Genomic DNA, 26,175 nt, shown 5'->3' on the forward strand with positions numbered 1-26,175 from the left:
CCGAAGCCGTTCTCCTTGCCGAAAGCTCCTATTGCGCCTCATGACCTTCGCTCGCACCACCCTCGCGCTTCTACTCGCCCTCGCCGCCAGCCCGGCCCTGGGACAGAGCCAGCCGAAGACCGTGGTGGAGCTGTTCACGAGCCAGGGCTGCGCCTCCTGCCCGCCCGCCGACGCCCTCCTCACCGAGATCGCCAAGGACCCGCAGGTGCTCGCCCTCACGCTGGCGGTGGACTATTGGGACTATGTGGGCTGGAAGGACACGCTGGCGCTGCACGGCCATTCCCTGCGCCAGAAGGCCTATGCCGACCAGCGTCCGGACCGGAAGGTCTTCACCCCGCAGGTGGTGGTGGACGGCATGCTTTCCGCCAAGGGCAGCGATCGCGCCGCGCTCCAGCGCGCCCTGTTCGCCGCCCGCAGCGGCGGCGGGCTCACGGTGCCGGTTTCGGTGAAGCGGGACGGCGATGCGGTGGAGATCTCCCTGCCCGAGAGCAAGGCCGCCGCTGATGGCGCCGACCTGTGGCTGTGCCCGGTCATGCGCAGCCAGACGGTGGCCATCGGCCGGGGCGAGAACGGCGGGCGCAACGTGACCTATTCCAACGTGGTGCGTGGCTGGACCCGTGTCGCCATCTGGCAGGGCGATGCCCGGAGCTATCGCGTGGCGCTCAAGGACGTGAGCCGGGATGGCTCCGATTCCGTGGCGGTGCTGGTCCAGACCGGCAGCCCGACCACGCCCGGCCCCATCATCGGCGCCGCCTTCCTGCCGCTGGGCAACTGATCGCCGACCCCCTTTTGGCCCACACGCCGGAGCGGCAGGCCTGAGACACGGTCTTCGGCTGCGCGCGGATGACCGGTGCAGCCTCTGTGCCACGTGTCGCGCGCGGCGGCGGCTTTCGCCCTCAGGTCCACGCAATCCCGCACAGGCTATGCTGTGGTCGCCCGAACCAGGCACACGCGCAAAAAAGAAGGCCGCCCGGAAGGCGGCCTATTGGGGGTCTGATTTCGGTGCGTAGCAGTGGCCGGTCCGCGCGCACCCCGGGGGGCTGGGGGGCTGGGATAGCCGGAGCGCCTCGCGAACCGGCCCTGCTACGCGATTGAAGATCCCGCCGGCCCACGGCGCGCGATTGACCGAATTTCGGCGAGACTGTGATTTCATTGACGTTGCCGTGATCGGTACCGAGATACCGTGTTCGCAATTGAGACAGCCGGCTACCAATTGGCCTTGAAAGCCGCCCGTCCGGAGGCGATCATGGTCAAAGGATCAGGGCCTCAACCCTTCCGCCCGCCATCGGCGCATCCCGTGGAGCGCGCTTGATGGATCGGGCATCCGGATGAGGCCGCGGCAGAGGAGGCCCGATGGGAGACGTTGAACCCATAATCCTGTCGCGCCGCGGCGCCGCTTCGGTCCAGCCCGCGGCCTCATCCCCCGCCCCATTGAAGATCACCTTCGACCGGCGGGAGCTCGACCGTATCCTCGACCTTTACGGGCGCATGGTGGCGCAGGGTGAATGGCGCGACTACGCCATCGACTTCACCCGCGACAAGGCGGTGTTCGCCATCTTCCGCCGCGCCATGGACATGCCCCTCTACCGCATCGAGAAGGACCCGCGCCTCGCCCGGCGCCAGGGCATGTATTGCGTGGTCTCCCAGACCGGCCACATCCTGAAGCGCGGCCACGAACTGCCGCGCGTGCTCGCGGTGCTGGAAAAGCCGCTGAAGGCGATCTGAGGGGGGCGGCGCCTCAAGGCGATAGTGCTCGTCGCCCTCCGGCTTGACCGGAGGGCCCATGGCTCGACCGGGAAAACGGGGCGGAGGCGTGGGAAGCGGCGAGATGGCCCTCCGGTCAAGCCGGAGCGCGACGATGGTGAGAAATGGGTGGAGAAGCGCCGTCCCACCCCCTCTCCCGCTTGCGGGGGAGTGTTGGCGAGGGGGCAGCGCCGCGCCAAGAGGCACCGGCGGGGCCGAACGAAAACACCGTTGCCCCAACCCTGCCCTCCCCCGCAAGCGGGAGAGGGTCCTCGGCGCCTCCCGGTCGCAGGGCATGAATGGCCGGGACAAGCCCGGCCATGACGGCGGTTCAGGCCCCGGTCACGCCCGGCCGAACACCCGCTTGAAGATGTTGTCCACGTTCTTGAAGTGGTAGCCGAGATCGAACTTCTCGTTGATGTCGTCTTCCGAGAGGTATTTGCGCACGTCCGCGTCGTTCAGCAGGAAGGTGCGGAAGTCGCCCTCGCCGCGCCACACCCGCATGGCGTTGCGCTGAACCAGCCGATAGCTGTCCTCGCGGCTCGCGCCCTTCTGGGTCAGGGCCAGCAGCACCCGCTGGGAGTGGATGAGACCGCCCAGCTTGTCCATGTTCTTCTGCATGTTGTCGGTATGGACCACCAGCTTGTCCATGACGCCGGTGAGGCGCGCCAAAGCGAAGTCCAGCGTCACCGTGGCGTCGGGGCCGATCATGCGTTCCACGGAGGAGTGGGAGATGTCCCGCTCGTGCCACAGGGCCACGTTCTCCATGGCCGGCAGGGCATAGGCGCGCACCATGCGGGCAAGGCCGGTGAGGTTCTCGGTGAGCACCGGGTTGCGCTTGTGGGGCATGGCCGAGGAGCCCTTCTGCTCGGGGGAGAAATACTCCTCCGCCTCCAGCACCTCGGTGCGCTGGAGATGGCGCACCTCGGTGGCGAGCCGCTCCACCGAGGAGGCCACCACGCCCAGCACTGCGAAGAACATGGCGTGCCGGTCGCGCGGGATCACCTGGGTGGAGACGGTCTCCACGGTGAGCCCGAGCTTTTGCGCCACATGGGCTTCCACCGCCGGGTCGATATGGGCGAACGTGCCCACCGCCCCGGAAATGGCGCAGGTGGCGATCTCGGCGCGGGCGGCGACCAGCCGGGCGCGGGCGCGCTGGAACTCGGCGGCGGCGATAGCGAGCTTCACGCCGAAGGTGGTGGGCTCGGCATGGATGCCGTGGGAGCGGCCCACGGTGGGGGTCAGCTTGAACTCGAACGCCCGGCGCTCCAGCACCTTCAGCAGCGCGTCCACGTCGGCGATCAGCAGGTCGCAGGCGCGCGACAGCTGCACCGCGAGGCAGGTGTCCAGCACGTCGGATGAGGTCATGCCCTGGTGCACGAAGCGGGCTTCCGGCCCAACGAACTCGGCGAGATGGGTGAGGAAGGCGATGACATCGTGCTTCACGTCCCGCTCGATGGCGTCGATGCGCGCCACGTCGAACTCGGCCTTGCCGCCCAGCTCCCAGATCTTGGCCGCGGCTTCCTTCGGCACGATGCCGAGGTCCGCCATGGCGTCGGCGGCATGGGCCTCGATCTCGAACCAGATGCGGAAGCGGGCTTCAGGGGACCAGATGGCGGCCATTTCGGGCCGGCTGTAACGCGGGATCATGTGCGGGTGCTCGTCATATTGGGCAGGCGAGCGCTTTAGCAGAAAGGCGCGGCGCCGGGTAGCGCGGCGCAGGTATGGGGCGTGAACATGGGGCTTGCCGGGCGAACGCAGTAGTGCATTATCTTTTTATACAACCTATGGGGGCATAATTATGGAACAATCACCGCTGCGCTCGGCCAACGTCCTCGCCAACGTGCTCACGGACAAGCTCGCCACCGATCCGGAAGCCGTGCAGCAACTCAAAGACAATCCGCAGCAGATCAAGACCCTGGCGGCCGATGCCGTGCTGCGGTCCGACGCGGAGGAAAAGCGCGTAGCCGACAGGACTGGGGTCACCATCGACGGCAGCGTCTACAAGATCGTGGTCAAGACGCTGGGCGTCAGCGTCGTCCTGGCGGTCGGCTCAATCGCCGGGATCGCCGCCTACACGATTTATAAGCACGGTGCCGCGGCGGACCTTCGCGTCGTTATTCCGGATGGCCTCGTGGGCCTCGCATCCACCGCCATCGGCGCCCTGGCGGGACTGCTGACGCCCGTCTCGCGGAGCTGAGATGCCTTCCCGACGGATGCACCGGGCTGATCGCGACAGGCATCGACTGGGGCCTCACCGGCCCCAGCCCGGCGGCGGATGGTGTCTAAACTTGAAATGAGGCACCACCGCCCGCCGCTCGCTCCCTTTCCCGTTCGCGGGAGAGGGCCGGGACGGGGCAAGACCGGCATCAACGCCCATCGCCCCCTTCGGCTCCCAAAGACCGAAGCCGGATGTTTTCCGCTCTGGCGGCTCGCTCATCCTTCCTTTACGGGCGCTGCGTCACAATCTCGCCTGCGCCGTTGAGGATAAGCGTTTGCCCATCGTCTCACCTGCCGCCGAGAGCCCCGACGTGACCTCCCTTGCTCCGCTTCCCCGCGTGCCGGCCTCGGAGCTGGTGGATCGCGCGCCCACCATATTGGTGTTCGATTCGGGGCTCGGGGGCCTCTCCGTGTTCCGCGAGGTGGCCCGGGTGCGCCCGGACGCGCATTTCATCTATGCCGCCGACGATGCCGCCTTCCCTTATGGCGCCCTCGCGGATGACACGCTGGTCGACCGCATCAACCGCGTGGTGAACCGGTTGATCGGCGAGGTGAGGCCCGACCTCGTGGTCATCGCCTGCAACACCGCGTCCACCCTGGCCCTGCCGTCGCTGCGGGCGGCTCACCCCACCCTGCCTTTCATCGGCACCGTTCCCGCCATCAAGCCCGCCTGCATTGCCTCCCGTACAAAGCGCGTGAGCGTGCTGGCCACCCCTGGCACGGTGCGGCGAGATTATACCGCCGCGCTGGTGCGGGAATTCGCCTCCGGCTGCGATGTCGCGCTGGTGCCCAGCGACCGGCTCGCGGGTCTTGCCGAAGCCGCCATGGCGGGTGATCCGGTCGATGATTGCGACATCGTTGTCGAGATCGCGCCCTGCTTCGTCAATTCCGGCGGCCGGCGCACCGATACGGTGGTGCTCGCCTGCACCCATTACCCGCTCATTCTCGACCGGCTGACCCGCCTTGCGCCGTGGCCGGTGACCTTCATCGATCCCGCCCCGGCCATCGCCCGCCGCGTCACCCAACTCATCGGGACCGCCGCGCCCGGGACCGCGAACGAGGATCCGCCGCCGGTGCGGCTGGTCTCGACCCTGCGGCCGATGGAGGCGACGCGCATCAGTGCCATCGTCGGCCGTCCAGTGGCCTCGCCGCAGGTGCTCGACCCCTCCGGCCCGCCGCACGGCGCCAGCTGATGTCCCGCCTGGAGACCGAATGACCCTCGTCCTGAACCGCCGCGCCTTTTCCCTCGGACTTGCGGGCTCCCTGGCTGGGGCCGGATTGCTCACGGCGGCCCCCGCGCTGGCCCAGCAGGCGGCGCAGCCGTTCCCGCGCTGGGTGGAGACCTTCCGCGCCAGGGCCCGCGCACGCGGCGTCTCGGATGCCACCTACAACCGCGTGTTCAACGGCCTGAAGCCGGACACCGGCGTCTATGCGCAGGACCGCAACCAGGCCGAGTTCACCGAGCAGAGCTGGCAGTATCTCAACCGCCGCGTCTCCGACTGGCGCATCGCCACCGGCAAGCAGCGCGCCCGCCAGTATGCCGGCCTGTTCGACCGCATCGAGAAGGCGTTCGGCGTCGATCGCCGGGTGATGCTCGGCTATTGGGGCATGGAGAGCGCGTTCGGCGACGTGCTCGACAATCCCAAGCACATGACCCCCGTCTTCCCCTCCCTCGCGGCGCTCGCCTGGGGCGATGCGCGGCGGCGCAAATACTGGGAAGCGGAGTTGCTCAACGCCCTCGTCATCGTGGAGCGCGGCTGGGGCACGCCGCAGGAGATGCGCGGGTCGTGGGCCGGGGCCATGGGCCACACCCAGTGGATGCCCGAGGTCTGGCTCAACATGGGCGTGGACTTCGACGGCGACGGCCGCATCTCGCCCTTCGGCAAACCGGACGATGCCCTCGCCGGCACCGCCAACTATCTGGTCCAGCGCGGCAAATACCGCCGCGGTGAGCCGTGGGGCTTCGAGGCGAAGCTACCGGCCGGATTCAACACCGACCTGGCCGACAACAAGACCCGCCGGCCCCTCGCCCAATGGGGCGAGCTGGGGGTGACGACGGTGGAGGGCCAGTCGCTTTCGGGCTACGACGAGCCGGCGCGCCTGTGGCTGCCCGGCGGCGCCGGCGGTCCCGCGCTGCTGCTGCTCCACAATTTCTATGCGGTGCGCTCCTACAATCCCTCGTCCAACTACGCCCTCGCCGTGGTGCACCTGGGCGACCGAATCATGGGCGAGGGGCCGTTCGTGGCCTCCTGGCCCGGCGGCGAGCGGGCGCTGACCCTGGCGGAGCTGCAGGAGGTGCAGCAGCGCCTCACGGCGGCCGGCTTCGACACCGGCGGCGCCGATGGCCGCGTGGGCGCCGATACCATGCGCGCGGTGCGCGGCTTCCAGCAGAAGGTGGGCATCACCCCGGCGGACGGCTACGCCTCCATCGCCGTGCTCAACGCCCTGCGGCAGGGGCGGTAGGGACCGGGCGGGGTCGCCACAGTGATCTCGCTGAAAGCGGACCGAGCTGAGAGCGGGCCTTGCTGGAAGCGCACAGGACAGGCGCCGCCGCCTCCGCTCGAATCGGATGCCAGCCGGTGCGGCACCAGCGCCGGACCGAATGCCGGGCCGGCGCCTGAAACAAAAATGCCCCGGACCAGCCGGGGCATCGCATCGATCTGTCACTTTCAAACCCGCCGGGGGCGCCGCAGTCCGGACCGACTCAGCCCCGACCGCTTCAGCCGCGCGCGGGGCTCTTGCGGCGCAGGCGCACCACCACGTCCACGCGGGCGACCTCGTAGCCCTCGGGGGGCTCGGGCAGAAGCTGCACCGCCACGTCCCGGGCCGGGATGTCCACCAGGTCGTTCTGACCCTCAAGGAAGAAATGGTGGTGGTCGGAGGCGTTGGTGTCGAAATAGGTCTTGGAGCCGTCCACCGCCACTTCCCGCAGCAGGCTCGCCTCGGTGAACTGGTGCAGGGTGTTGTAGACGGTGGCGAGCGACACCGGGAAGCGCGCCTTGATGGCTTCCTCGTGCAGGATTTCAGCGGTCACGTGCCGGTCGCCCTTGGCGAACAGCAACCAGCCGAGGGCGAGGCGCTGGCGGGTGGGGCGCAGGCCCACGTCCTTCAGCATCTCGCGCACGTCGTGGAACGGGCACCCGGTCCGGCGCGTGGTGTTGATGTCGCGAAGCTGGGCGACGGGAAGAACCGGCTCGTCCTGCGCATCGGTCTGCGCGACGGGGGCACCGAAGGGGGAGCGGGAGCGGATCATCTCGTTCATTTCGGCTGCAATCTGTGTAGCTAAAACCAAAATATGCCGGCGAAGGAGAAACGCAATGCGAATGCCTCCGAAGACGACTAGCAAATTTATACCCCATATTGCACCGCAGCGCCATACAGGTGCCCCTGAGTAAGAAGCATTCCAAGGTGACCGGGCACCTCCGCAGGGGTCCGGCTCACTTGCGCGTCATCTTCAGGCCGCCTCATGGACAGGGGCGCGCGGCGGGTCTATCGGGCTCCCACGACGGCCTCACCGGCCCACTTTCAGGAAGCTCACCTTGGTTCAGCGTCTCGACGAAACGGCGGCCTTGCTGCTGGTGACCGGATCGGCCCTCGCTTTGGCAGCGGCCTGGTATTTCCAGCTGGTGGTGGGCCTTGCCCCCTGCCCGCTCTGCCTTGACCAGCGGCTGCCCTATTATGCCGCCATCCCGTTGGGACTGCTCGCCTTCGCCGCCGCGCGCTCCGGCCGCACCACGCTGGCGCGGGTGCTGCTGGGCGTCATCGGCGTCGCCATGGTGGGCAATATGGGCCTCGCCATCTTCCACGCCGGCGTGGAATGGAAGTTCTGGAGCGGCCCTACCGCCTGTACCGGAGCACCGGTCATGGCCGGCAACATCCTGTCCGCCCTGAAGGGTGCGCGGGTGCCGCGCTGCGACGAGGCGGCATGGCGGCTGTTCGGGATTTCCATGGCGGGATGGAATGCGTTGATCGCGGCTGGACTGGCCGTGGTGGCCTTTGGCGGCGCGACAACCCGTCGCAAAGCCTGACGTAAGGATGTCACGCCGCTCTCAGGGATCCAGCTCGGTATCCCAGTAGAGATAGTCCATCCAGCTTTCATGCAGGTAGTTGGGCGGGAAGTGGCGGCCGTTCTGGTGCAGGTCGTGCACGGACGGCTGGTAGGGCATCTGCGCCGGCCACATTCCCAGGTCGCCCGGCATATGGCTGCCCTTGCGCAGGTTGCAGGGGGAGCAGGCGGCGACGACGTTTTCCCAGGTGGTCTGCCCGCCCCGGGAGCGCGGGATCAGGTGATCGAATGTCAGGTCCTCGCGCGAGCCGCAATATTGGCAGGAGAAGCGATCACGCAGGAAGACGTTGAAGCGGGTGAAGGCCGGTTGCCGCGTGGGCTTCACGAAAGTGCGGAGCGAGACCACGCTGGGCAGGCGGATCTCGAAGCCCGGACTTCGCACCGCCTTATCGTAATATTCGACGATATTCACGCGATCGAGGAACACCGCCTTGATGGCGTCCTGCCAGCTCCAGACCGACAGCGGGTAGTAGCTCAACGGGCGATAGTCCGCGTTGAGCACGAGCGCTGGCCAGGCACCTGGTGACAAAGCAGTGGTCAAGGACCGAACTCCTCGTCTGCGCAGCCGAATCGTCGCTGACGATCCCGATGCGCGGGCGATACTCTATATGCTCCGTGTCATCCTTGTGAAGCCGCGGCCAAACCACGCCCGGATGCTGTTAGATAGAGCCTGACGACTCATACTGTCGGCCTCGGTCTTCGACCGTTTCCAAGCGGGTTACGCTCAAATGCCGCGCGGGCTGATTCCAAGCGGGTTACGCTCAAATGGCGCGCGGGCTGATGCTCAGCGGCGCGCCTTGCCCAGGAACTCGGCGAGGAACCGCCCGCCGTGGAACAGCCCCTCGTCGTCGATGCCGTGGCCGAGGCCCTGGCTCAGGTGCCATTCCACCGGCACGCCGGCCGCCGACAGCCCCTGCGCCGAGGCGAACAGGGCCTGGGCGGGAATCACCTCGTCCTCGCTGCCGTGCACCAGCAGGACCGGGGGACGTGCCGACAGCTGGATATCCCCGCGCCCGGCATCCACCCACATGCCGGAATAGGCCACCACCGCCGCCGGGGCCTCCTGCGCCGTGGTGCCGAGCTTCAGCGCCATCATCGCCCCCTGGCTGAAGCCCACCAGAGCGAGGCGGGAGGGCGGCAGATCGTATTTGGCCAGTTCCTCGGCGAGGAAATCCCGCAGCAGGGGCGCGGCGCCTTCGGCGCCGAGGGTCAGTTCATGGGGATCGCGGAAGGTGAGCGGAAACCACTGGCGGCCCACCGGCGCCCCCGCGCAGGGATCGGGCGCGTGGGGCGAGACGAACATGGCGCCGGGCAGAAGGTCCGCCCAGGCATTGCCGATGTCGATGAGGTCACGGCCGTCCGCACCATAGCCGTGCAGCAGCACCACGAGGCAATCCGGCGCGCCGCCGTTGCGGGGGCGCAGGCGCGGGCCATCGAGCACCGGCTCGTCGAGGGACACGCCATCAAGGGGAAAAGAGCCGCTGGGAAAAGTCATGGCATTACCAATGGGTGGGCTTCAAATGAGTGGGCTTCGAAACGCTCAGGCCGGCGCGCCCTGACGGGTGCGCCGCGCACCATAATACGCCCACAGCAGATGGGCCGCCACGCCGCGCAGCGGCCGCCAGTCCTCCGCCACCGCCCGCAGGCCCTGGGGCGTCGCGCGCCCCGGCAGGTCGAAGGCCTCGCCCAGCGCCACCTGCAGGGCGAGGTCGCCATGGGGAAAAGCATCGGCCCGGCCGAGGCAGAACAGCAGGTAGATGTCGGCGGTCCACAGCCCCACGCCGGGCAGGCGGGTGAGGGTCTCGGCGGCGGCGTCCGGCTCCATGCGGGCCACGGCGTCGAGGTCCACCGCCCCCTCCGCCAGCGCCCGGGCAATGCCGGTGAGGGTGCGGATCTTGGGCGCGGAGAGGCCGGCGGCGCGCAGGGCCTCCGGGGTCGCGGCCAGCATGGCATCCACGCTTGGCGCGCCGCCGAGGGTTGATTCCAGCCGGCCATGGATGGCCCGCGCCGAGGCCACCGAAAGCTGCTGCGCCACCACCACCGCAGCCAGCCCCGCAAAGCCCGGCGGGCGCCGGCGCAGGGTCGGCCGGCCGGCCAGATCCACCAGCGGCACGAGACGCGGATCGAGGGCGAGCAGATCGTCCAGCGCCCGGTCGAACGCCGGCTGGTCGGAGAGGTGCGGCTCGCTCATCATTCCCTCCCACCTCGTGCTGACACGCGCTCCAAGCGCATCAGCCCACTGCGCGCGAAAATCCTGTGTCCACGCATCTCGTTCACGCGAACCGGGATCCCCTTCGCGCGAAAACGCTCTAATCCTAGCGCCATGCCTTCCAGCGTCATGCCTTCCAGCGCCATGTCATCCACGGCCATGTCCCATCCCGCGCGCTTCACCTGCCGCTTCGCGCCCAGCCCCAACGGCCGGCTGCATCTGGGCCACGCCTTCTCGGCGCTGGTGAATGTGGAGGCGGCGCGGCGCATGGGCGGTACCTTCCTGTTACGCCTGGAGGACATCGACACCACCCGATGTCGCCCGGAATATGCGCGCGGCATCCTCGACGACCTCTCCTGGCTGGGCGTCGTCCCCGACGGCCCGGTGCGCCGGCAATCGGACCATTTCGCCGATTATGCCGCCGCCATCGCCCGGCTCGAAGCCTTGGGGCTGGTCTATCCGGCGTTCGAGAGCCGGTCCGAGATCGCCGGCGCGGTGATCGGGCAGGAAAGCGCCACCGGCCGCCCTGCCCCGCGCGATCCGGACGGGGCGCCGCTCAACCCCTTCCCCCGCGCCGCCATGAGCGATGCGGCGCGGGCTGCGCTGCGCGACCAGGGCGCGCCGTTCGTGGTGCGGCTGGACATGGCAGCCTCCATCGCGGCGGTGAGGGACATGGGCGGTGGCCCGCTCACGTGGGGGGAGGCGCAGGGCGTGCCCGAAGGCCCGCGCAAGACGGTGGAGGCCGATGCCGCCCGCTGGGGCGACGTGGTGCTGGCCCGCAAGGACGTACCCACCTCCTACCACCTCTCGGTGGTGGTGGACGACGCCGCGCAGGGCATCACCCACGTCATCCGCGGCATGGACCTTTATCACGCCACCTCGGTGCATGTGCTGCTGCAACGCCTGCTGGGCCTGCCGACGCCGATCTATCACCACCACCGGCTGATTCTGGACGACAGCGGCTACAAGCTCTCCAAGAGCAATTCCGCCACCAGCCTTGCCGCCCTGCGCGCCGCCGGCGCCACCCCGCAGGATGTGCTGCGGCGGCTGTCGCTTCAGCCGACCCCGAGCACGTAGAGCCAGAGCGCCACCGTGAACACCGCAAGCCCGGTGGACATGGACACGGCACTGGTGGAGGCCCCCACCCCGATGCCGTAGCGCTGGGCCAGAAGATAGCCGTTGATGCCCGAGGGCATGGCGGCGAACAGCACCGCCACCCCGGCCCACACGGCCGGCATGGGGAACAGGAAGGTGAGCCCGTAGACCGCCGCCGGATGCACCAGCAGCTTCAACCCGCTGATGAGCGCGGAGGGGGCAAGGTCGCCCCCCGTCATGCCGTAGCGCTTCAGCGACAGGCCCAGCGAGATGAGGGCGCAGGGCGTGGCGGCGGCGGCGATCAGGTCCACCATCTGCTTGGGAATGCCGGTGGCCTGGATGCCGAGCACGCGGCCCAGCGCGCCAGCATAGATGCCGATGAGGATGGGGTTGAGCGCCAGCGCCCTCACCAGCTTCATGGCGGTGCCGCGGGAGAAGCCGGCGCTGCCCTCCATCAGCACGGTGGCAGCCACCAGCATCACCGGCAGGTGGATGGCGATGAGCAGGAACAGCGGCACCGCCCCCTCCGGCCCGTAGGCTTTCAGGATGAGCGGCACGCCCACGAACACGGTGTTGGCCTGCCCCGCGGCGAAGCCGTGAATCACCGCCTCCTGCGGGCTGCGGCCGAACAATCTGCGCGCCGCCAGCATGGCGAGGCCGAAGGCGAAGAACGCGCCGGCGAAATAGGAGATCCAGTAGCCCCAGGGCTGGGCCTCCGGCAGGCTCGATTCGCTTAGCGTCTTGAAGATCAGCGCCGGCACCGCGAGGCTGAAGACGAATTCGGCCAGCCCGTCGCTGGCCCGCTCGCTCACCAGCTTCACCTTGGCGGCCAGGTAGCCCACCGCCACCATGCCGAAGACCGGAAGAACGATGACGGCGATGTCGGCGAGGGTGCTCAGCATGGAAGATCCGTCAGGCGGCGCGGTGGGACGCCGCGCGATGTTCGGAGGCAACGGCGCCCCCGGCGCGGCCGGCAGGCGACAGCACCGCGTCGCGCACCCCCACCATCACCGACAGCCGGCCATGGAGACGCTGCGCGAGATCGGCGGAGGCGGCGAACACGATCTCCACCGCGAGGCCATCGCTCGTGGCGGCACACGCCACGCGGGACGGCAGCACGTCGTGGATCACGAACGGCTCCAGAAGGCGCAGCAGCAGGTTGGTCTCGGGCTCGACCTCCACAGCGAGGCGATGGAAGTCCGCGCCGTCGGCGGCGACGGTGGTCAGGGAATGGGCATGGGACATGGGACGATCCGGAACGGAAACGGGCCTATCGGCCGCAGGCGGTGAAGAAGGACCGTGCGGCCCTTGCGGTCATCGCGCCGTGTCGGATCGGGGGATTCACAAGCGGCACGGCTGGCTTTGCAGCGGCGCCTGTAAAATCAGCGTCCCGGACGGCGCGTCAGTACCCGGCCGACCGTGTCGACCGGGCGCGGAATTCGCCGCAGGACCGGGCCAAAACCCAGCATCTCGTATCCGGAACAATGCATGGCGGGGACCATAGGACTCAGCTGCAATCCCGTCAACGGGTTCGCTTAAATCGGTTTGAATTGGGGAGCTGCTCCCTCCTGCTTGCCGGGGAGGGTTTAATCGTGACCGGTCTAGCAACAGCCCTGTTCGCCGGCCCTCTTGGCAGCCCGCAAAACGAAACGGCCGGGACTCGCCCGGCCGTGAATAGCGCTATGGCACCAAACCGCACGCGGGTGCGCGGCTGATGATCGGCTAGGCCGATCAGCCCGGCAGATCAGCCTTCGTCGTCGTCGGTGTGCTCCGGGGGCACGAGGCCCTGGAGGCCGGCGAGCAGCTCTTCCTCGGTCATCCGGTCGAGCATCACGTCGCTGTCCTCGCCACCCGAGCTGTCGCCGGAAGCGATCATGGGCACCGCCTCGGGCTCGGGCTCGTCCACCTCGGTGTATTTCTGCAGCGAGTGGATGAGGTCTTCCTTCAGATCCTCGGGGCCGACGTGCTCGTCGGCAATCTCGCGCAGGGCGACCACGGGGTTCTTGTCGTTGTCGCGATCAACGGTGATCTGGGCGCCGGACGAGATCATGCGCGCCCGGTGGGCGGCGAGCAGGACCAGCTCGAACCGGTTGTCCACCTTGTCGATGCAATCTTCAACCGTGACACGGGCCATGGGCTCGTCACTCCCTCATGCGCATAAGGCGCGCAACTATCGGCCTTGGGAAGAGCGGGTCAGTACAGCAATTCACCATGATGGGCAAGCCCGCCCTGCCTTTTTCGCTTGCTTTGGGCCGGCCTTCGTCGGAGAAAGGCGAACGTAGGACGTGGTTTGCAGCCGTTCCCGTTACGCCCATTCCCATTCCATCGGCGGACCTTTGTATGCAGGGCCTGGAAAAGATCGCTCTTCTGATAGATGGCGCCAATCTATATTCAGCTACCAAAGCGCTCGGCTTCGACATTGACTACAAGCGGCTCCTGAAGGAATTCCAGAGCCGTGGGTATCTGTTGCGGGCGTTTTATTACACGACACTGATCGAGGACCAGGAATATTCCTCGATCCGCCCGCTGCTCGACTGGCTGGACTACAACGGCTACGCCGTGGTCACGAAGCTTGCCCGCGAATTCACCGATTCCCAGGGTCGCCGGCGCGTGCGCGGCAACATGGACATCGAGATCGCCGTGGATGCCATGGAGCTGGCCGAGCACGTGGACCACATCGTCCTGTTCTCCGGCGACGGCGACTTCCGCTCGCTGGTGGAGGCGCTCCAGCGCAAGGGCGTGCGCGTGTCGGTGGTGTCCACCATCTCCACCCAGCCGCCACTGATCGCCGACGATCTGCGCCGACAGGCCGATGTCTTCATCGACCTCGTGGACCTGCAGCCCAAGATCGGGCGCGACCCCTCCGAGCGGCAGGGCCGCATGTCGGAGACGCCCCGCTTCCTGGAACGCCGCGGCGCCGCCGCCGCCAGCGACCCCGGCGAACCCTGAGCCGCGGGTCACCAAGCATGGCCAAGGTTTCCGTTGCCCGGGCATCCTCAGCCCGGGCGCCTGCGCGAGCGGCCCTGGAGCCGGGGGCCGACTGCCCCCTGTGCCCGCGCCTCGCCGATTTCCGCCATGACTGGCAGGCGGCGGAGCCTTCCTGGCACAACGCTCCCGTGCCGGCCTTCGGGCCCGAGGATGCGCGGCTGCTCATCGTCGGCCTCGCCCCCGGCCTGCGCGGGGCGAACCGCACCGGGCGTCCCTTCACCGGCGACTATGCCGGCGACCTGCTCTACGCGACGCTGATCGAATACGGCTTCGCCACCGGCACCTATGCCGCCCATCCCGAAGACGGCCTCACCCTCACCGATGCCCGCATCGTGAACGCGGTGCGCTGCGTGCCGCCACAAAACAAGCCGACGCCGGAGGAAATCCGCACCTGCCGGCCGTTTTTGTCCGCGCCCATGGCCGCCATGCCGCGCCTCGCCGCCATCGTGACGCTGGGCAAGATCGCCCATGATTCGACGCTGGCGGCGCTGGGGCAGAAAGCCTCGCGGCTCAAGTTCGGCCATGGCGTGGCGGATACCATCACGGACGGCACACTGGGGCCGGTACGGCTGTTCGCGAGCTACCATTGCTCGCGCTACAACACCAATACGCGGGTGCTGACGCCGGACATGTTCCGCTCGGTCTTCGCCTCGGTGCGGGCCTATCTCGACGCCGCCTGAGCAGGCCTATTCCCCGTCCTGCGACCGCTTGGCGTGAAGGTGCGCCAGCACGTCCGCCGCGTTCCGGTCCGGCGGGAACACCGGATAGAAGACGTGGGAGATGGCGCCGTCCTCGATGATGAGGGTGATGCGCTTCAACAGCGTCGCGCCCTCCACCGTGAAGGTGGGCAGGCGGATGGCGTGGGTCAGCTCGTGCCGGTGGTCCGACAGGAGCGGGAACGGCAGGTGGAGGCGCTCCGCCACCTCCTGCTGGTAGGCCGTGTCCTGCAGGGAGAGGCCGAACACATGCTCCGCCCCCGCCGCCTTGAGGTCCGCGAAATGGTCGCGGAAGGCGCACGATTGCGGGGTGCAGCCCCGCGCGCCGGGGATCTCGTCCCAGCCCGTGGGCAGGGGCTCGCCGGGCACGCCGGTGCGCGGATAGGCATAGACCACCGCAAGGCCCGACAGGCCCGAAAGATCCACCAGCCGCCCGTCGGTGGCCGGCAGTTGGATGATGGGCAGCTCCAGCCCCGGCAGGTGGGCGGCGTGGCCGTCATCCTCCGGCGCGGGGAGGCTGTCGGGCAGGCTGTTATAGGTGGTCATGGCTGCTCCCCCGGCGCGTCGTCATAGGAGATGAATTCCAGAAGCGACCCGTCGGGATCGCGGAAATAGAGGCTGGTGCCCCGCCCCAGCGCGCCGAAGCGCGGCACCGGGCCCAGTTCCGGCGTGATGCCATGAGCGGCAAGGTGGGCCGCCGCCTCGGCAATCGGCCCGTTCCAGCGGAAGCACAGGTCGCTGTTGCCGGGCTGGACCGGTAGTCGCGCCACCGGAACCGGGTCCACCCCCGGCCCGTGCAGGTTGAGCTGGCGGTCTCCGAAGCGATAGGCGAAGCCCGCCCCCGCCGGCACCACCTCGGCCCCCAGCACGGCCGCATAGAAGGCGTTGGAGCGCGCGAAATCGCTCACATGGACCACGCAGTGATCGAAGGCGATCTTGCCGGCCATCTCCCCTCCCCTTGTCCGCGCCCCGCCCGATCAGCCACGGTCGCGCATCAGGCGCGCCTTGTCGCGCGCCCAGTCGCGTTCCTTGGAGGCCTCGCGCTTGTCATGGGCTTTCTTGCCCTTGGCGAGGGCCAGCTCCACCTTCGCCCGACCCTGGTCATTGAAATAGATCTTCAGCGCCACCACGGTCATGCCCTCGCGCTCCACCGCATGGCCGAGCTTGGCGATCTGCCGCTTGTGCAGCAGCAGCTTGCGGGGCCGGCGGGTCTCGTGGTTGAAGCGGTTGGCCTCCAGATATTCCGGGATATAGGCGTTGTAGAGCCACATCTCCCCGGCCTTCTGGGCGGCATAGCTCTCGCCGATGGTGGCCTTGCCGGTGCGCAGGCTCTTCACCTCGGTGCCGGTGAGCATGACACCGGCCTCGAAAGTCTCGCCAATTTCAAAATCGAACCGCGCGCGCCGGTTGTCGGCGGCGATCTTGCGCGGGGCTTCGGTCTTCTTGCTGCTCATGATGGGAATGTGGTCTCGACGCACCGCTCAGGCAAGCGGGAGGGGTCAGGGGCGCTGGCGGGCGGTGTGGATGACGGAAACGATGGACAGTTCCCGGCGCGTCTCATCAACCTCATACGCAATGATATAGGGATAGCCGCGCACGATGAACTCGCGGGTGCCCGGCAGAACCCCCGGCCGCCCCATGAACGGCTCGGCCGCAAGCAGGCGGATGGTCTGCTGGATCGCGGAACCCACGTGACGCATGCCCATTGGCGAATGCTGCCGCAGATAGGCAAGGATCGCCGCAAGGTCCTGCTGCGCGACCGGCGTGAAGTGGACCTTCACAGACCGAACTGCCGCCACAGCTCCTCGATCTCCTGCGGATCCGCGAACTCGCCGCGCCGCGCCTGGGCAAGACCGAGCCGGACCCGCTCGATCTGCTCCGGCGTCAGCTGGTAGTCCGCTTCCCCGCCCTCACCCGCCTCACCCGCCTCGTCCCGGTGGACGAGGCCGAGCAGCAGCTCGGCGGCGCGGTCCTGTTCCGCGTCGGAGAGCTTGCGGATCTCGGCGATGGCCTGGTCCAGCAGCTTGGTCATGGACGAAGGATAGCAGACCCGGGCTCAGTTGATGAGGCCGGCATGCACCATGGCGCTCTTCACCACGGCGCGGGTGGTCTCTGAGACCGGCACCATGGGAAGCCGCGCCTCCTCGCTCATCTTGCCGAGCAGCGAGAGGGCATACTTGGTGGGCGCCGGATTGGTCTCCACGAACAGCGCCGTATGCAGCGGCATCAGGATGTCCTGGATCGCCAGCGCCGCCTTGTAGTCGCCGGAAAGGCAGGCCGTCTGGAAATCCGAGCACAGGCGCGGCGCGACGTTGGAGGCCACCGAGATGCAGCCCTGCCCTCCATGGGCGTTGAAGCCCAGCGCCGTGGCATCCTCTCCCGAGAGCTGGATGAAGTCCGGCCCCAGCACCTGCCGCTGCAGCGACACGCGGGCGAGGTTCGCGGTGGCATCCTTCACGCCAGCGATGTTCTTGATCTCGAACAGCCGCGCCATGGTCTCCACCGACATGTCGATCACCGAGCGGCTCGGGATGTTGTAGATGAAGATCGGCAGCTCCACCGCGTTGGCGATGGCCTTGAAGTGCTGGTAGAGGCCTTCCTGGGTGGGCTTGTTGTAGTAGGGCGTCACCACCAGCAGGGCGTCGGCGCCCACCTTCTGCGCGTGCTGGGCGAGGGCCACCGCCTCCGCCGTGTTGTTGGATCCGGCGCCCGCCATCACCGGCACCCGGCCGGCGGACTGCTGGACCGTCCATTCCACCACGCGATTGTGCTCCTCGTGGGAGAGGGTCGGGCTTTCGCCGGTGGTGCCGACCGGCACGAGGCCGTGGGTGCCTTCGGCGATCTGCCAGTCCACGAAGGCGCGGAACGCCTTTTCATCCAGTGCGCCGTCGCGGAACGGGGTGACGAGAGCGGTAAACGAGCCGCGGAAGCGCGACGCAGACGAAATGGGCGACATGGCGAACGCCTTGGGTTCCTGGGGCTTATCGGCTGGCCGGTGAGGCCTGCCTCGCGGGGCTTGTGATTGACCGGGACCGCCTGCGCGCGAACCTTGAGACCGTGCGCCAACGTCCCGGCGCACGCCGGCTCGGATGAGCGGCGGGCGGGCCTTGACCCTTATCCTTTTGCCGGCCGGCCGGAAAGGGGGCACGCGACGACACCATGCGTCCGGCCCCCCGCCGGTACGCCGAACACCGCGCGGGCGCCGCGCCCTCAGGCCGATGCGCCTGTTTTTCGCCAAAGAGCGGCACCCCGGTGAGGGATTTTCGTCCCTGCAACCGACGCTAGGTCAGGAGCCGCGTTTTCGCCCTCTTTGCGCGATCAATCTGGTTAGGGTTTCGTCAACACGGCTGGCGGAACATGGGTGAGGGGGAGCCGCAAGATCACATCAAACGACACCAACCCGCCGCGAGGACATTGCATGTCGCCTGTTTCGAGCCTGATTTCCGTGAGCGCGCTTGCGCTCGCCCTCGCGTGGAGCGGGGCGATGCCGGCTCTCGCGGAGACCACGCCGACGGCCAAGCCGGCCTCCGCCAAGGACAGCGCGAAGGACGCCAAGGCCAAGGATTCGAAGGCGAAGGATACCCATTCCGCCAAGGACACCAAGGCCAAGGACGCCAAGGCCCACGACAGCAAGGCGAAGGACGCCAAGGCCAAGGACACCAAACCGACCGGCAATGCCAAGGCATCTGCCGACGCCAAGTCCGGCAAGGACGCCAAGGCCCACAAGGATGCGGCAAAGCCGTCCACCTCCAAGCCCTCGGGCAAGCCGGCCACCGCCCGCGCCCCGGCCGCCACGCCCCAGGTGGCGCCGACGCTGGGCGCCTCGTCCAACATTCCCGGCGGCGACCTCGCCGCGCTGAAGGTGGCGGTGAACGCCGCCAAGAACGGACGCGCGGCGGAAGCCATGGGCGCCGCCCAGCAGCTCGACGATCCGGCGGCGCGCAGCCTCGTGACCTGGCTCGTCATCCGCCACGCCCCCAACGACCTCGGCTTCGACGCCATCAACCAGTTCCTGAAGGACAAGCCCGGCTGGCCGACCCAGAACACCCTGCGCCGCCGCGCCGAGCGGGTGCTGTTCCAGGAGAACCGCGACCCGGCCAAGGCGCGCGACTTCTTCGCCGAGCAGCCGCCGCTCTCCGGCGAGGGCAAGATCGCGCTCGCCCGCTACCTCGTGGCCGCCGGCAACCGCTCGGATGCGGCCGACTGGGTGCGAGAGGCGTGGCGCGAGGATGAGCTGAACGAGAGCTTCGAATCGAAGATCATCGACGAGTTCTCCGGCTTCCTCACCCGCACCGACCACAAGCTGCGGGCCGACCGCTTCAGCTACAAGCCGGACCCCGACCGCGCCCTGCGCGCCGCCGCCCGCGCCGGCTCGGACATCGTCGCCCTCACCAAGGCGCGCATGGCCATCGCCAAGAAGGACTCCAACGGCGAGAAGCTGCTGGCCCAGGTGCCGTTCAATTTGTCGAGCGATCCGGCCTATCTGTTCGCCAAGTCCCAGCTCGCCCGCCGGGCCGACAAGCCGCAGGACGCCGCGCGCGCGCTCCTGGCCGGCGCCACCTCCGACCAGGTGCGGGCCGATCCAGACGAATGGTGGATCGAGCGGCGCCTCGTCGCCCGCGAGCTGCTGGACGCCGGCGATTTCCAGACCGCCTACAAGGTGGCCGCCACCGGCGTGCCGCCCAAGGCCGACAATTACCGTGCCGAGCAGCATTTCACCGCCGGCTGGATCGCCCTGCGCTTCCTGAAGGACCCGCGCACCGCCGCCCAGCATTTCGCCAAGATCGACGACGACCAGAAGCACCCCATCACCCTGTCGCGGGCCTATTACTGGCAGGCGCGGGCGGCCGAGGCCATGGGCGACGGCGGCCGTGCCCGCGAGCGCTTCCAGGCAGCGGCGCGCTTCCCGGCCACCTATTACGGCCAGCTCTCGCGCACCAAGCTCGGCATGGCGCCGGTGGTGCTGCGCTCGCCCTCGCCCTCGTTCGACAGCCGCAACACCTTCGCCCGGCTGGAGCCGGTGAAGGCCATCCGCATGCTTTATGCGGTGGGCGAGCGCGACATTCCCCTGACCATCTATTACGACCTCGCCTGGCGCATGGAGGATCCGGCCCAGCTTGCCATGCTGGCCGACCTCGCCGAGGCAAATGGCGACGCCCGCGGCGCGCTGGTGGTGGGCAAGGAGGGCCTCGCGGAGGGTCATCCGCTGGAGGCGGAAGCCTTCCCCACCTTCGGCCTGCCCAGCTACACCCCCATCGGCAATCCGGTGGACAAGGCGGCAATCTATGCGGTGGCGCGGCAGGAAAGCCAGTTCAACGCCCGCACGCTGTCCAGCGCCAAGGCCATGGGCCTGATGCAGGTGACGCCCGAGGCCGGCCGCGAGGTCACCAAGAAGACCGGCGTGCCCTTCAGCGAATCCCGGCTCATGAGCGACCAGTCCTACAACGTGCAGTTCGGCGCCGCCGAGTTGGGCGAGCTGGTGCAGAATTACGGCGGCAACTACGTGCTGGTGTTCGCCGCCTACAATGCCGGGCGCGGCAGCGTGGCCAAGTGGATCCAGCGCTACGGCGACCCGCGCGACCCGGACGTGGACGTGGTGGACTGGGTGGAATCCATCCCCTTCTCCGAGACCCGCAACTATGTGCAGCGGGTGATGGAGAACTACCAAGTCTACAAGGTGCGCTTCAACATCCCCTCCAAGCTGCAGATGGAAGCCGACCTGCGCGGCGGCCGCTGAGGCGGACGGGCTGTTCAAAAGGGCGGGCCTCCGATGACGACCAACATCTCGCCCTGATGCGATGCGCCCTTCTCCCGCTTGTGGGGAGGGTTCACCAGCGGCGGGATGACAGCGGCCTGCTCTCCACCTCCTGAGATGCGCGCACTCGCCCACGTGCGGGGGGAGGGCTGGCACTTCCCGACCCCGTCGCCCTCCGGCTTGACCGGAGGGGCCATCTCGCCGCTTTCCAGGCACCCGCCGCGTTATCCCCACCGCATTGTCCTGGCCCGGCCATGGGGCGTCCGGTCAAGCCGGACGGCGACGGTGCTCTATCTCCTTATGGCGCTGCCCCTACCCTGCCCTCCCCGCACGCGGGAGAGGGTTCACCCGTGGTGCGGGATGATGGCAATCCTCTCCCCCTGAAGCCGCGACCCGCCTCACCCTCGCCGGCGGCTGCCCGGCTCCGGCGGCGGCGCGCCGGCGGCGAGGGCACGGGCCTGGCCGATCCAGTTCTCCCGTTCGATGCGGCCGGGAAAGGCCAGGTAGCTGCCCACCCAGGCCGCCTCGTCTGGGGTCCAGGCGGCGATCTGGCGGATATGGAAGATGCCGAGCGCGTTGAGCCGGCGCTCGTTCTGCGGGCCGATGCCCTTCAGCAGCTTGAGGTCGTCCGCCCCCTCCCCCTCCGGCGCATCGAGGGTGGGCGGGCGCACGCCGGGATGGCCGTCCGGCCCCTTCTCCCGCACCACCGGCGGCGGGGGCAGCGGCAACGGCAGGGGCTCGTCCTCCGGTTCCGGCGGCAGGGAGGCGAGGTTCGGGCTCAGCCCGAGCCGGGAGAACAGGTCCGGCTCCCGCGGCGCCGGCACCGGGCGCGGCGGCAGGGGAAGCGGCTCGCCTTGAAGCGGCGCACGCGGAGCCACAGGGTCCGGTGCGGTGTCATGGGCGCTATCATGGGGTCCGGGGTCGGAGGGTGTGGCGGAGAAGGGCAGCGCTGACGGTGGCAGGCGCCCACCTGCCCCGCGCTCTCCTGCCCCGTACTCACCCGCCTCGTTCTCGCCTGCCTCGTGCACCGGCAGCCGGCCGGTGAACGTGGCCACGGGCGGTGCCCCGCTTTCGGCCGTAGGGACGGCGCGGCGGCCGAGCTTGAAGCCCACGGCCAGCCCCAGCAGGAAGGCCAGGGCCAGAAGCAGTAGGACTTCGATGGTGAAGGCCGTCATGCACGCCTCCCCGGGTTCAGCCGGCCGAGCGCATAGCCGGTGGCAAGGCCGATTCCCACCGCCCCCAGAAGATAAGGCCACAAGGCGAGGGTGAGATAGATCACGGTGCGCGCTCCTTCACCTCGAACTCGATGCGGCGGTTCAGCGCCTTGCCCGCCTCGGTATCATTGGGCGCCAGCGGCTGGCCGGCGCCGAAACCCGCCGCGCTCAGGCGATCGGCGGTAACCCCGGCGGTGACGAGATAGGCGAGCACCGCATTGGCCCGCGCCTCCGACAGGCGCTTGTTGAACTCGGCGTCCCCCACCCCGTCGGTATGGCCCAGGATGCGCACCATGGCGGTGGGACACCGCTTGAGCGCCACCGCGAGGCGATCGATGAGACCCCGGCTGTGCCGGTCGATCTCGGCGCTGCCGCTGGCGAAGCGGATGGTGCCACGCGCCAGAAGCTCGCCCACCTGCCGGCCGCACGTGGGCGTATCCGTCGGCGGCGGGGCGACGGCCGCGTCAATGGCGGTCTCCACCATGAAGGGCGGGCGCACGGCCCGCTTCAGCTCGGCGTCCATCTCGCTGGCGGCGGCCGAGGTCAGGGCGGTGCCGGTGAGGCGCAACTGGCCATCGACGATGCTGATCTCCCCGGTTCCCGTGCGCGACAATTGCGTGAGCCCCGACAGCACCGCGGGCAGGAACCCGGCCGGCGCGCCGCCGCCCACGGCGGACACATCATTCACCTTTTCGCGCAGGAAGTCGCGCTCCAGCGCCGCGCGGATGGCGGCGTGGGCGGCCGCGTCCGGATAGAAGCCGGAGACGGTAAGCTCGTCGCCCTCCCGGCGCACCGAGAACACATAGGGCGAGATGGCGGGCGGCTCGAGGTCGTCCGTCACCACGCTCACCCCCGCCGGCGGCGCCTTCACCGCCTGCATCACCGACAGGAAGGTGACGGAATCGGTGGCCTCACCGGAAAGCGTCACCTTCGTGCCCGCCACGTCGGCCGCCCCGGTGCGCAGCTTGACCAGCTGGGCCACGGCGAAGCTCGCCGTGCTCGCCCACACTTCCGGCGCCGGCCCGCCGGAGGCGAGCTGCATGTCGTCGGAGACCTGCACGCCGGGGAAGGCCGCGCGGGTCGCATCCACCAGCAGCCGACGGGCCTCCTCCGAAGGCGCGTAGCCGGACAGCCGCACCGCCTCGGCCAATCGCTCGATGCGCCAGATGAAGGGGGCCGCGCGCGGCGGCTCCACGGCGAAGCGGGTGATCTGGAAGCCGTCCGGCGGCGCGCGGCGCTGGGCCAGCAGCTGGTCGAAGGCCGGGAAGCTCGGCGCCGCCCCCTCCACCGCGATGGTGCTGTCGGAGAGCGTCACCCGGCCTTCGGGCAGTTGCGCCAGCACCTGTCCGGCAAAGCGCACCGCCTTCAGCCACAACTCGGTGGCGGGGGCGCCGTCCGCCAGCCGGGTGTCATCCTTGATGCCAATGCCGGGCACCGCGGCGGAAAGGGCGGCGGCTACCTCGCCGCGAGCCTCAGACGAGGGCACGAAGCCGCTCAGCCGCAGCACCGTGCCGTCGCGCACCGCCGACCAGAAGAAGGGGGAGGCCACCGGCGGGCGCACGGCGAAGCGGGCCAGCACCATCCCGTCCGGCAGGGGGCCGAGCATGGTCTGGGCAAGGGCGTCGTAGCTCGCAAGGTCGCGGGCGCGGCCCTCGATGCCGATGGCCCCATCGGCCAGCGTGATGCGGCCGGACGGCAGCTTCTTGAGCTGGGCGAGGCCGAACGTGACCAGGGCGGCGAAATCGCCGGGCGGCGCGCCGCGCGCCCGCACCAGCCGTTCCTGGCCCGTCACCTGGTCGCCGCCGGCACGGGCGGCCGCGACGATGCGGGCGAGGGCTTCCGCCGACGGCACATAGCCGTCGAGGGCGATGACGCGGCCGTCCTTGACCGCGCTGAAGGTGAAGGGGCGCCGCTCAGGCAGGATGGTGGTGGCGTCATGCACCACCCGGACGCCGAACATGCCGGCCAGGGAGCCGCGCACCTTGGCCCGCGCCTCCTCGGCCAGCGCCTCGCCCTCCAGCGTGGCGTCGCGCCCTTCGAAATGAGCGAAGGCCCAGCCCTCCCCGGTGCGGGCGAGGATGTCGGCGGCCGACGAATCAAGGTCGGCCTCGATGGGGCCGCGGGCGGCGGCGAGGGTGAAGGCGCACAGCAGGGCGAAGGCGAAGAGGCCGAGCAGCAGCGGCCACAGGCCCGGCCACGCCGTGCCGTGCCCGCGCCGGGGCCTGGGTTCGTGCCCGTCCGCTGAAACCATCCGCCCGTGTCTCCCTCACGCCGGCATGCGCTGCCGCATGTGCCGCAGGGTGGCACGTGCCACCCGTCTTCGGCCGGGGGACTTCAGCACACTTCTGCGACGAACCGGAAGTCTCACGACAGCGAAGGGCCGATCCCTCAGGCGGCATGCTGCCGCAACGCAAGACGCGCCACCCTCCGGCGGGAGGATGGCGCGTCTGGATCGCGGCGGAGGAGCTGCGGCTCTAGAAGTCGCGCGAGACGAACAGCAGCACGCGGTTGGCGGACACCGACGACAGCGCCGGCGAATAATCCGTGAGCAGATAGTTCGCGGCCGAGTTGTAGGTGTAGTCGTACTGCAGGGCGATGCTGAAATGCTTCACCGGCGCGAAGGCGAGATAGCCGCCCACATTGTAGTTCTTGCCGCCCGACGCGCCGTAGAAGGACTGCGCCTCGGCATCGTTGAACTCATAGGCAGCATAGCCGCCGAACAGGGCGCTGCTCCACTTCTCGTTCCAATTGTGCAGGAGCGAGGCGGTGACGTTCCAGCCCGACACCCGGGTGAGGCCGGTGAGGCTCAGGAAGGCATCCGGCGGCGAATAGCTGCCCGAGGGATCCTGCAGGCCGAGATAGGACGTCGCCCCATCGGTGTAGGCGGTCTGGAGGTAGAGGGTGTCCTCTTCTCCCAGCGCCGGCAGCTTAAACATGACGCCGGCCTGCAGCGCATAGCCCCAGTTGGAATCGGTGGCCGAGATGGTGTTCAGCAGCGACACCGCGCGGACCTGATGGAGCGCCCCGGAGAGCTGCGCGGAGCCCCACTCGCCCTCATACTTCAGGTTCGCCACCACATCGGGGGCGTTCTGCCCCGCGAGGTAGTCGTCGGTGGAGAAGGTGGCGGGATTGGCGGCCAGGGTGCCGCTCTGGCGGTCGGCCGCGTCCTCGAACGACACCGTGGCGCTCAGGCCCTTGGTGAACTCGTAGGTGTAGGCGATGAGGTTGATGCGGGTGTCGTCGCCGATGGTGGCCGGGTCGGTGCCCAGCACGTTGGCGTTGGCGTAGAAGTCGAAGAACGACTGCGCGTGGCCGAAGGTGAAGCCGGCGAACTGGACATAGATGTTCCAGACCTCAAGCTCGGCCTTGTTCGGGCCGTCGGACCACGGGTCCGACGAGCGCCAGCGGAACCTGGTCTCGAAATAGGAGCGCAGGGTGCCGTAGTCGGTCTCGGTGCGGGCATCGAGGATGAGGCCGCCGGTGGCCACCGAATAGCTCTTGTCGTTCTCCGCCGGATACTGGGTATAGGTGTTGTAATAGCCTTCCGCCCAGGCATAGCCACCCACGCGAATGCAGGTGTCGGTGCCGGGAATGTAATAGAAACCCTCGCCCTGCGCGGTGCAGGCGCGCATGTAGGGGTCCTTGGCCTTGACGGTGAGAAGGTCGGCCGCGCGCGCATCAGGCGCGGTCCCCACCATGGAGGCCAGCCCGAGCAGCGCAGCGGCGAGCGGCGCCCGCGCGCCGCCAGTCTTGATGACGCCAGTCCTGATGACGCCAGTGTTGGGGCTGAGCTGGGCAAATGCCGTGGAACGCAACATCGAGTCCCCCATAACGATACAAAGTATCTTTAACGTCGCCCCCCATGCCCTGCAAGGGAAAGTAAGGAGCCAGATCATTTTGTCGCGGGGTGCGGCGTCCAAAGCAGAGCGGAACGAGATGTCCTGAAATCGCCAGACACCGTGGAAGGGCGCCATGCAGCAACGTGCGGTGGCCAGGCCCAAGCGAAGTCATGTCCGAATTTCACGACGCACATCGTGCCCGCGCAACGCGCCGCACCGTCTCGCCGACTACAATGGCAAAATGCGATCCAGATTGAAATACCGTGGGCGCACTATTGGATTATTACAATTCTAGCAATTGCCACTACTTACCTAACGGAATTAAAGATC

28 protein-coding genes are annotated in these 26,175 nt (G+C 68.7%); 10 read left to right on the forward strand and 18 right to left on the reverse strand.

The window, feature by feature from the left end; genetic code table 11:
• The first annotated feature begins 40 nt into the window (after positions 1-40).
• Complete coding sequence (locus V5F66_RS13770; RefSeq protein ID WP_012115823.1) at positions 41-775, forward strand: DUF1223 domain-containing protein; 735 nt, start codon at positions 41-43, stop codon at positions 773-775.
• Between the two features lie 578 nt (positions 776-1,353).
• A complete protein-coding gene (locus V5F66_RS13775) occupies positions 1,354-1,725 on the forward strand; it encodes a DUF2794 domain-containing protein (RefSeq protein WP_012115822.1) in 372 nt (123 codons plus the stop codon).
• A 360-nt stretch (positions 1,726-2,085) separates the two neighbouring features.
• Here the strand turns inward: V5F66_RS13775 and purB are convergent, their stop codons facing one another.
• The gene (gene purB / locus V5F66_RS13780; RefSeq protein WP_394094047.1) at positions 2,086-3,393 is read right to left on the reverse strand and encodes an adenylosuccinate lyase; all 1,308 of its coding nucleotides are present in this window, start codon (positions 3,391-3,393) and stop codon (positions 2,086-2,088) included.
• Positions 3,394-3,544: 151 nt separating this feature from the next.
• On the opposite strand from purB, the gene V5F66_RS13785 reads away from it, so the two are divergent.
• The 3 genes from V5F66_RS13785 to V5F66_RS13795 all read left to right on the forward strand — a co-directional run bounded on the left by V5F66_RS13785 (position 3,545) and on the right by V5F66_RS13795 (position 6,426).
• Complete coding sequence (locus tag V5F66_RS13785) at positions 3,545-3,943, forward strand: hypothetical protein (protein ID WP_012115820.1); 399 nt, start codon at positions 3,545-3,547, stop codon at positions 3,941-3,943.
• A gap of 295 nt (positions 3,944-4,238) precedes the next feature.
• A complete protein-coding gene (gene murI / locus V5F66_RS13790) occupies positions 4,239-5,156 on the forward strand; it encodes a glutamate racemase (protein WP_394094048.1) in 918 nt (305 codons plus the stop codon).
• Between the two features lie 19 nt (positions 5,157-5,175).
• Positions 5,176-6,426 carry a lytic murein transglycosylase gene (locus tag V5F66_RS13795; protein ID WP_012115818.1) on the forward strand — a complete coding sequence of 417 codons (1,251 nt, stop codon included), beginning with the start codon at positions 5,176-5,178 and terminating at the stop codon, positions 6,424-6,426.
• 256 nt (positions 6,427-6,682) lie between these two features.
• Here the strand turns inward: V5F66_RS13795 and irrA are convergent, their stop codons facing one another.
• Positions 6,683-7,225 (reverse strand): iron response transcriptional regulator IrrA, encoded by a 543-nt coding sequence (gene irrA / locus V5F66_RS13800; RefSeq protein ID WP_041575957.1) that lies wholly within the window; start codon positions 7,223-7,225, stop codon positions 6,683-6,685.
• Between the two features lie 277 nt (positions 7,226-7,502).
• Between irrA and V5F66_RS13805 the strand changes: the two genes are divergently transcribed.
• Complete coding sequence (locus V5F66_RS13805; RefSeq protein WP_394094049.1) at positions 7,503-7,991, forward strand: disulfide bond formation protein B; 489 nt, start codon at positions 7,503-7,505, stop codon at positions 7,989-7,991.
• A gap of 21 nt (positions 7,992-8,012) precedes the next feature.
• Here V5F66_RS13805 and V5F66_RS13810 read toward each other — a convergent pair whose 3' ends face one another.
• The 4 genes from V5F66_RS13810 to V5F66_RS13825 all read right to left on the reverse strand — a co-directional run bounded on the left by V5F66_RS13810 (position 8,013) and on the right by V5F66_RS13825 (position 10,399).
• A complete protein-coding gene (locus V5F66_RS13810) occupies positions 8,013-8,570 on the reverse strand; it encodes an HNH endonuclease (RefSeq protein ID WP_210236628.1) in 558 nt (185 codons plus the stop codon).
• A gap of 243 nt (positions 8,571-8,813) precedes the next feature.
• Positions 8,814-9,524 carry an alpha/beta hydrolase gene (locus V5F66_RS13815; RefSeq protein WP_012115814.1) on the reverse strand — a complete coding sequence of 237 codons (711 nt, stop codon included), beginning with the start codon at positions 9,522-9,524 and terminating at the stop codon, positions 8,814-8,816.
• Positions 9,525-9,569: 45 nt separating this feature from the next.
• Entirely contained in the window at positions 9,570-10,220 is a 651-nt protein-coding gene (locus V5F66_RS13820) for a DNA-3-methyladenine glycosylase family protein (RefSeq protein WP_394094050.1), read from the reverse strand.
• Complete coding sequence (locus V5F66_RS13825) at positions 10,220-10,399, reverse strand: hypothetical protein (RefSeq protein ID WP_394094051.1); 180 nt, start codon at positions 10,397-10,399, stop codon at positions 10,220-10,222. Before V5F66_RS13825 ends, V5F66_RS13820 begins: the two co-directional genes overlap by 1 nt.
• Here V5F66_RS13825 and gluQRS point away from each other — a divergent pair.
• Entirely contained in the window at positions 10,398-11,315 is a 918-nt protein-coding gene (gene gluQRS / locus V5F66_RS13830) for a tRNA glutamyl-Q(34) synthetase GluQRS (protein WP_394000250.1), read from the forward strand. The two genes, V5F66_RS13825 and gluQRS, sit on opposite strands and share 2 nt — an antisense overlap.
• On the opposite strand, the gene V5F66_RS13835 is transcribed toward gluQRS, so the two are convergent.
• From V5F66_RS13835 to rpoZ, 3 genes are all read right to left on the reverse strand, one after another.
• Positions 11,294-12,235 (reverse strand): AEC family transporter, encoded by a 942-nt coding sequence (locus V5F66_RS13835; protein ID WP_012115811.1) that lies wholly within the window; start codon positions 12,233-12,235, stop codon positions 11,294-11,296. The genes gluQRS and V5F66_RS13835 overlap by 22 nt on opposite strands.
• A 10-nt stretch (positions 12,236-12,245) precedes the next feature.
• A complete protein-coding gene (locus V5F66_RS13840; RefSeq protein WP_394094052.1) occupies positions 12,246-12,578 on the reverse strand; it encodes a hypothetical protein in 333 nt (110 codons plus the stop codon).
• 499 nt (positions 12,579-13,077) lie between these two features.
• On the reverse strand, positions 13,078-13,467 hold the full coding sequence (gene rpoZ / locus V5F66_RS13845; RefSeq protein ID WP_012115809.1) for a DNA-directed RNA polymerase subunit omega: 390 nt from the start codon (positions 13,465-13,467) through the stop codon (positions 13,078-13,080).
• Between the two features lie 206 nt (positions 13,468-13,673).
• Here rpoZ and V5F66_RS13850 point away from each other — a divergent pair, with 206 nt between their 5' ends.
• Together V5F66_RS13850 and V5F66_RS13855 are read left to right on the forward strand one after the other, a co-directional pair.
• Positions 13,674-14,282 carry a LabA-like NYN domain-containing protein gene (locus V5F66_RS13850; RefSeq protein ID WP_012115808.1) on the forward strand — a complete coding sequence of 203 codons (609 nt, stop codon included), beginning with the start codon at positions 13,674-13,676 and terminating at the stop codon, positions 14,280-14,282.
• A 17-nt stretch (positions 14,283-14,299) separates the two neighbouring features.
• Positions 14,300-15,001 (forward strand): uracil-DNA glycosylase, encoded by a 702-nt coding sequence (locus tag V5F66_RS13855; RefSeq protein ID WP_394094053.1) that lies wholly within the window; start codon positions 14,300-14,302, stop codon positions 14,999-15,001.
• 6 nt (positions 15,002-15,007) lie between these two features.
• Here V5F66_RS13855 and V5F66_RS13860 read toward each other — a convergent pair whose 3' ends face one another.
• Genes V5F66_RS13860 through dapA form a run of 6 tightly spaced genes read right to left on the reverse strand, consistent with a single transcriptional unit; the run spans position 15,008 to position 17,993 of the window.
• Entirely contained in the window at positions 15,008-15,583 is a 576-nt protein-coding gene (locus tag V5F66_RS13860; protein ID WP_012115806.1) for a peroxiredoxin, read from the reverse strand.
• Positions 15,580-15,984, reverse strand: coding sequence for a VOC family protein (locus tag V5F66_RS13865; protein ID WP_394006001.1), 405 nt, complete (start codon positions 15,982-15,984; stop codon positions 15,580-15,582). Before V5F66_RS13865 ends, V5F66_RS13860 begins: the two co-directional genes overlap by 4 nt.
• 30 nt (positions 15,985-16,014) lie before the next feature.
• Positions 16,015-16,491: an SsrA-binding protein SmpB gene (gene smpB / locus V5F66_RS13870; RefSeq protein ID WP_012115804.1), complete on the reverse strand. Its 477-nt coding sequence runs from the start codon at positions 16,489-16,491 to the stop codon at positions 16,015-16,017.
• A gap of 45 nt (positions 16,492-16,536) precedes the next feature.
• Complete coding sequence (locus V5F66_RS13875; RefSeq protein WP_012115803.1) at positions 16,537-16,836, reverse strand: type II toxin-antitoxin system RelE/ParE family toxin; 300 nt, start codon at positions 16,834-16,836, stop codon at positions 16,537-16,539.
• Positions 16,815-17,069, reverse strand: coding sequence for a hypothetical protein (locus tag V5F66_RS13880; protein WP_394050693.1), 255 nt, complete (start codon positions 17,067-17,069; stop codon positions 16,815-16,817). The genes V5F66_RS13875 and V5F66_RS13880 overlap by 22 nt, the downstream gene beginning before the upstream one ends.
• Positions 17,070-17,093: 24 nt before the next feature.
• On the reverse strand, positions 17,094-17,993 hold the full coding sequence (dapA, locus tag V5F66_RS13885; protein ID WP_012115801.1) for a 4-hydroxy-tetrahydrodipicolinate synthase: 900 nt from the start codon (positions 17,991-17,993) through the stop codon (positions 17,094-17,096).
• 462 nt (positions 17,994-18,455) lie between these two features.
• Here dapA and V5F66_RS13890 point away from each other — a divergent pair, with 462 nt between their 5' ends.
• Positions 18,456-20,774, forward strand: a complete 2,319-nt coding sequence (locus V5F66_RS13890) for a transglycosylase SLT domain-containing protein (RefSeq protein WP_012115800.1) — start codon at positions 18,456-18,458, stop codon at positions 20,772-20,774.
• A gap of 416 nt (positions 20,775-21,190) precedes the next feature.
• Here V5F66_RS13890 and V5F66_RS13895 read toward each other — a convergent pair whose 3' ends face one another.
• The 3 genes from V5F66_RS13895 to V5F66_RS13905 all read right to left on the reverse strand — a co-directional run bounded on the left by V5F66_RS13895 (position 21,191) and on the right by V5F66_RS13905 (position 25,824).
• Positions 21,191-21,967, reverse strand: coding sequence for a hypothetical protein (locus V5F66_RS13895; RefSeq protein ID WP_394094054.1), 777 nt, complete (start codon positions 21,965-21,967; stop codon positions 21,191-21,193).
• Between the two features lie 100 nt (positions 21,968-22,067).
• The gene (locus V5F66_RS13900) at positions 22,068-24,257 is read right to left on the reverse strand and encodes an OmpA family protein (protein ID WP_394094055.1); all 2,190 of its coding nucleotides are present in this window, start codon (positions 24,255-24,257) and stop codon (positions 22,068-22,070) included.
• 223 nt (positions 24,258-24,480) lie between these two features.
• The gene (locus V5F66_RS13905; RefSeq protein ID WP_394094056.1) at positions 24,481-25,824 is read right to left on the reverse strand and encodes a porin; all 1,344 of its coding nucleotides are present in this window, start codon (positions 25,822-25,824) and stop codon (positions 24,481-24,483) included.
• Positions 25,825-26,175: the final 351 nt, after the last annotated feature.

This window comes from Xanthobacter versatilis, assembly GCF_043193975.1.
Taxonomy (GTDB): domain Bacteria; phylum Pseudomonadota; class Alphaproteobacteria; order Rhizobiales; family Xanthobacteraceae; genus Xanthobacter; species Xanthobacter autotrophicus_E.

Coding starts and splice junctions, on each gene's coding strand:
- V5F66_RS13900 (WP_394094055.1), bottom strand. CDS start 24,257: ATGGTTTCAGCGGACGGGCACGAACCCAGGCCCCGGCGCGGGCACGGC.
- dapA (WP_012115801.1), bottom strand. CDS start 17,993: ATGTCGCCCATTTCGTCTGCGTCGCGCTTCCGCGGCTCGTTTACCGCT.
- V5F66_RS13890 (WP_012115800.1), top strand. CDS start 18,456: ATGTCGCCTGTTTCGAGCCTGATTTCCGTGAGCGCGCTTGCGCTCGCC.
- V5F66_RS13905 (WP_394094056.1), bottom strand. CDS start 25,824: ATGTTGCGTTCCACGGCATTTGCCCAGCTCAGCCCCAACACTGGCGTC.
- smpB (WP_012115804.1), bottom strand. CDS start 16,491: ATGAGCAGCAAGAAGACCGAAGCCCCGCGCAAGATCGCCGCCGACAAC.
- V5F66_RS13865 (WP_394006001.1), bottom strand. CDS start 15,984: ATGGCCGGCAAGATCGCCTTCGATCACTGCGTGGTCCATGTGAGCGAT.
- V5F66_RS13770 (WP_012115823.1), top strand. CDS start 41: ATGACCTTCGCTCGCACCACCCTCGCGCTTCTACTCGCCCTCGCCGCC.
- V5F66_RS13820 (WP_394094050.1), bottom strand. CDS start 10,220: ATGAGCGAGCCGCACCTCTCCGACCAGCCGGCGTTCGACCGGGCGCTG.
- V5F66_RS13795 (WP_012115818.1), top strand. CDS start 5,176: ATGACCCTCGTCCTGAACCGCCGCGCCTTTTCCCTCGGACTTGCGGGC.
- V5F66_RS13895 (WP_394094054.1), bottom strand. CDS start 21,967: ATGACGGCCTTCACCATCGAAGTCCTACTGCTTCTGGCCCTGGCCTTC.
- V5F66_RS13850 (WP_012115808.1), top strand. CDS start 13,674: ATGCAGGGCCTGGAAAAGATCGCTCTTCTGATAGATGGCGCCAATCTA.
- V5F66_RS13785 (WP_012115820.1), top strand. CDS start 3,545: ATGGAACAATCACCGCTGCGCTCGGCCAACGTCCTCGCCAACGTGCTC.
- rpoZ (WP_012115809.1), bottom strand. CDS start 13,467: ATGGCCCGTGTCACGGTTGAAGATTGCATCGACAAGGTGGACAACCGG.
- V5F66_RS13880 (WP_394050693.1), bottom strand. CDS start 17,069: ATGACCAAGCTGCTGGACCAGGCCATCGCCGAGATCCGCAAGCTCTCC.
- V5F66_RS13860 (WP_012115806.1), bottom strand. CDS start 15,583: ATGACCACCTATAACAGCCTGCCCGACAGCCTCCCCGCGCCGGAGGAT.
- gluQRS (WP_394000250.1), top strand. CDS start 10,398: ATGTCCCATCCCGCGCGCTTCACCTGCCGCTTCGCGCCCAGCCCCAAC.
- V5F66_RS13855 (WP_394094053.1), top strand. CDS start 14,300: ATGGCCAAGGTTTCCGTTGCCCGGGCATCCTCAGCCCGGGCGCCTGCG.
- V5F66_RS13815 (WP_012115814.1), bottom strand. CDS start 9,524: ATGACTTTTCCCAGCGGCTCTTTTCCCCTTGATGGCGTGTCCCTCGAC.
- V5F66_RS13825 (WP_394094051.1), bottom strand. CDS start 10,399: ATGGCCGTGGATGACATGGCGCTGGAAGGCATGACGCTGGAAGGCATG.
- V5F66_RS13835 (WP_012115811.1), bottom strand. CDS start 12,235: ATGCTGAGCACCCTCGCCGACATCGCCGTCATCGTTCTTCCGGTCTTC.
- V5F66_RS13775 (WP_012115822.1), top strand. CDS start 1,354: ATGGGAGACGTTGAACCCATAATCCTGTCGCGCCGCGGCGCCGCTTCG.
- purB (WP_394094047.1), bottom strand. CDS start 3,393: ATGATCCCGCGTTACAGCCGGCCCGAAATGGCCGCCATCTGGTCCCCT.
- irrA (WP_041575957.1), bottom strand. CDS start 7,225: ATGAACGAGATGATCCGCTCCCGCTCCCCCTTCGGTGCCCCCGTCGCG.
- V5F66_RS13840 (WP_394094052.1), bottom strand. CDS start 12,578: ATGTCCCATGCCCATTCCCTGACCACCGTCGCCGCCGACGGCGCGGAC.